Below are 3,218 nucleotides of genomic sequence, written 5' to 3'. Positions count from 1 at the left end.
AGTCAGCAAAAACCAGATAACCAGTCGTAAGATTAGATTTAGATGTCCAATCATGGAAACACCATCCAGAACAATAACACTAACATCAAACTCATCACCCCAATTAGATGATCAAATTCCTCAAGCACACGGGGCAGCTTGAGTACAGATCGTTTGAAAATCAACAAATATGCCAACCATCCCAGGCCAATGGTTGCCAGGGGTTTGATAATATTGGCAAAATTATATGCCTGGTAGTACACACCATTGACGGCAATCAGCCCACCGAGCAACAGTATCATCGCTAACCAAAAATTGGCCTTTACCTGCCCTTGGCTGCCATCCCCATGGGGCAGAAAGATGAATTTACCAAAGCATGTTGCCGTTCCTAGGGCAGCAACATTCATACCGATAACTTGCCAGGGCACTATATTCTTCAGAGTCAATACTTTCGCCCCAAAGCCAGACAATAATGGAAAGCCGGAAATAGAGAAGCTAGCTATAGCCAGGGCAATCCAAATTGGGGTATTAATCCGCTGATGTTGCAGTTCATTGAGGTTACGGCTGGGCAAAACACCCGCGATCAAAAAGAGCGCTGATTTGACCAAACCATGGGTCAGGGCATAAAAGCCTCCCACTTCTGGTGAGGCGAGGATAAAGCCTAACTGGGAAATCGTGCTAAAGGCGAGAATACGCTTGGTATCCTTTTCAAATAAGGCATAGGTTATGCCCAGAAGCGCTGTCCCCACTCCAAATATCCTGACGATGGGATCAAGTTCCTCCACAATCAGAGCAAAACGCAACAGTGGAAAGACTCCCGTTTTGATCACAACTCCCGATAGCAACGCCGACACTGGGCTCTGAGATTCGGAGTGGGTTAAGGGTAACCACAATCCTGATACAAATATTCCCCCCTTGACTAATAGTCCCACAAAGATCAGGGCAAGGGCTTCTGGAGGTGCTCCCCGCAACCCTTCAAAGGCAAAGGAATTATTGGCCTTATAGACTAAAATTGCGCCGACCAGATAAAACAGCATGGCTGTATTGCTGACAAAAAGATAGCGCAAGGCTACCCAAATTGAGCGGTCGGTTCGGGGATAGGCAATCAACAGAAACGCAGCAATACTGATTACTTCTAATGCTACGTATAAACTGATGAAATCTGCACAGATAAATACGGCATTGACACTGCCATGTAAGATAATAGTCTGGGTATAAAAAAAAGCTGTTTTACCACTTTGCCAACAGTAGAGGATGACTGCTGCCGTTACCAGCCCATTGGTTAATATAAAAAAGGCGCTTAATTGATCTACTAGTAATGTGACACCGAAATTATCCAGCAGCTGTATAGTTAATGGCGATTTTGCCGTAAGCAATAGCTGTGTGCCATATTCAACCGAAAAAAGGGCAACCCCTAGGGCGAGGTATCGGTCAAATTTGGGGATCAGATAAATGCTGAATCCCACAAATAGCGGTAGGGCAATCCAGGGAATCGTAATGGTACTCATGGAAACACCATCCAGAACAGTAGGATTAACATCAGACTCATCATCCCAATCAGATGGTCAAATTCTTCAAGCACACGGGGCAGCTTGATTACAGATCGTTTGAAAATCAAAAAATATGCCAACCACCCAAGGGCAATGGTTGCCAGGGGTTTGATTATATTGGCAAAATTATATGCTTGGTAGTACACACTATTGACGGCAATCAGCCCACCGAGCAACAGTATCATCGCTAACCAAAAATTGACCTTTACCTGCCCTTGGCTGCTATCCCCATGGGGCAGAAAGATGAATTTCGCAAAGGATATGGCTGTTCCTAGGGCTGCAATATTCATACCGATAACTTGCCAGGGCACTAGATTCTTCATGGTCAACACCTTCGCCCCAAAGCCAGACAACAAGGGAAAGCCGGAAATTGAGAAGCTAGCGATAGCCAGGGCAATCCAGATTTGGGTATTCATCGGCTGATGTTGCAGTTCCTTGAGGTTGCGGCTGGGCAAAATACCCGCGATTAAAAAGAGCGCCCCTTTCACCAGGCCGTGGGTCAGGGCATAAAAGCCCCCTACTTCTGGTGCGGCGAGGATAAAGCCTAACTGGGAAATGGTATGAAACGCCAGCATACGCTTGGTATCTTTTTCAAACACGGCATAGCCTACTCCCAGAAGCGCTGTCCCCACTCCAAATATCCTGACGATGGGATCAAGTTCCTCCACAATCAGAGCAAAACGCAACAGTGGAAAGACTCCGGTTTTGACCACAGCTCCCGATAGCAATGCCGACACTGGGCTCTCAGATTCGGAGTGGGTCAAGGGTAACCACAATCCTGAGACAAATATTCCCCCCTTGACTAACAGTGCCAGAAAGATCAGGGCAAGAGCTTCTGGAGTTGCTCCACGCAACCCTTCAAAGGCAAAGGAATGATTGGCCTGATAGACTAAAATTGCGCCGATCAGATAAAACAGCATGGCTGTATTGCTGATCAAAAGATAGCGCAAGGCTACCCAAATTGAGCGGTCGGTTCGGGGATAGGCAATCAACAGAAACGCAGCAATACTAATTACCTCTAATGCTACGTATAAACTGATCAAATCTGCACAGATAAATACGGCATTGACACTGCCATGTAAGATAATGGTTTGGGTATAAAAAAAAGCTGTTTTACCACTTTGCCAACAGTAGAGGATTACTGCTGCGGTTACCAGCCCATTGGTCAAGATAAAAAAGGCGCTTAATTGATCAACTAGTAATGTGACACCGAAATTATCCAGCAGCTGTAGGCTTAATGGCGATTTTGTGAGAAATAGCTGTGTCCCATATTCAACCGAAACCATGGCAACCCCTAGGGCGAGGTATCGGTCAAGTTTGGGGATCAGATAAATGCTGAATCCCACAAATAGCGGTAGGGCAATCCAGGGAATCGTAATGGTACTCATGGGGTATTATTCTTCTCGATCTGGTTGCTTTCCAGGGTAGGATTGTCCCGTGCCAGTTTCATAACACCCACTAGCATCAAGGCTTGAATGGAAAAGCCGATCACAATCGCTGTCAAGATCACTGCCTGGGGCACCGGATCTGCGTAAGCCCTATTTTCGACGTTTGAAAGAATGGGTGTGAATAAACCATCTCGGGATGCAACCAACACGTAATAGGCAATCACCCCCGTGCTCATGATATCCATAGAGATGATTTTCATAACCAGGTTCTTTTTAAGGATGATGCCGAAAAATCCGCACA

At 46.0% G+C, this 3,218-nt stretch carries 3 protein-coding genes; all 3 read right to left on the bottom strand.

The features are described from left to right. Nucleotides 1-50: 50 nt before the first annotated feature. Nucleotides 51-1,487 (bottom strand): cation:proton antiporter, encoded by a 1,437-nt coding sequence (locus F6K57_RS40940; RefSeq protein ID WP_293074758.1) that lies wholly within the window; start codon nucleotides 1,485-1,487, stop codon nucleotides 51-53. Then, complete coding sequence (locus F6K57_RS40935; RefSeq protein WP_293074755.1) at nucleotides 1,484-2,917, bottom strand: cation:proton antiporter; 1,434 nt, start codon at nucleotides 2,915-2,917, stop codon at nucleotides 1,484-1,486. The genes F6K57_RS40940 and F6K57_RS40935 overlap by 4 nt, the downstream gene beginning before the upstream one ends. Continuing rightward, nucleotides 2,914-3,218 (bottom strand): cation:proton antiporter subunit C (locus F6K57_RS40930; RefSeq protein ID WP_293074752.1); only part of this gene is annotated, 305 nt, incomplete at its 5' end. The genes F6K57_RS40935 and F6K57_RS40930, both read right to left, overlap by 4 nt.

It is taken from the genome of Moorena sp. SIO4A5 (assembly GCF_010672005.1).
Lineage (GTDB): Bacteria > Cyanobacteriota > Cyanobacteriia > Cyanobacteriales > Coleofasciculaceae > Moorena.
The sequence above is the reverse complement of the archived record's forward strand: the minus strand, read 5'-3'. Positions and strand labels throughout refer to the sequence as shown.

Bases quoted from the DNA above. Each gene is read 5' to 3' on its own strand.
- F6K57_RS40940 (WP_293074758.1), bottom strand. From the start codon at position 1,487: ATGAGTACCATTACGATTCCCTGGATTGCCCTACCGCTATTTGTGGGA.
- F6K57_RS40935 (WP_293074755.1), bottom strand. From the start codon at position 2,917: ATGAGTACCATTACGATTCCCTGGATTGCCCTACCGCTATTTGTGGGA.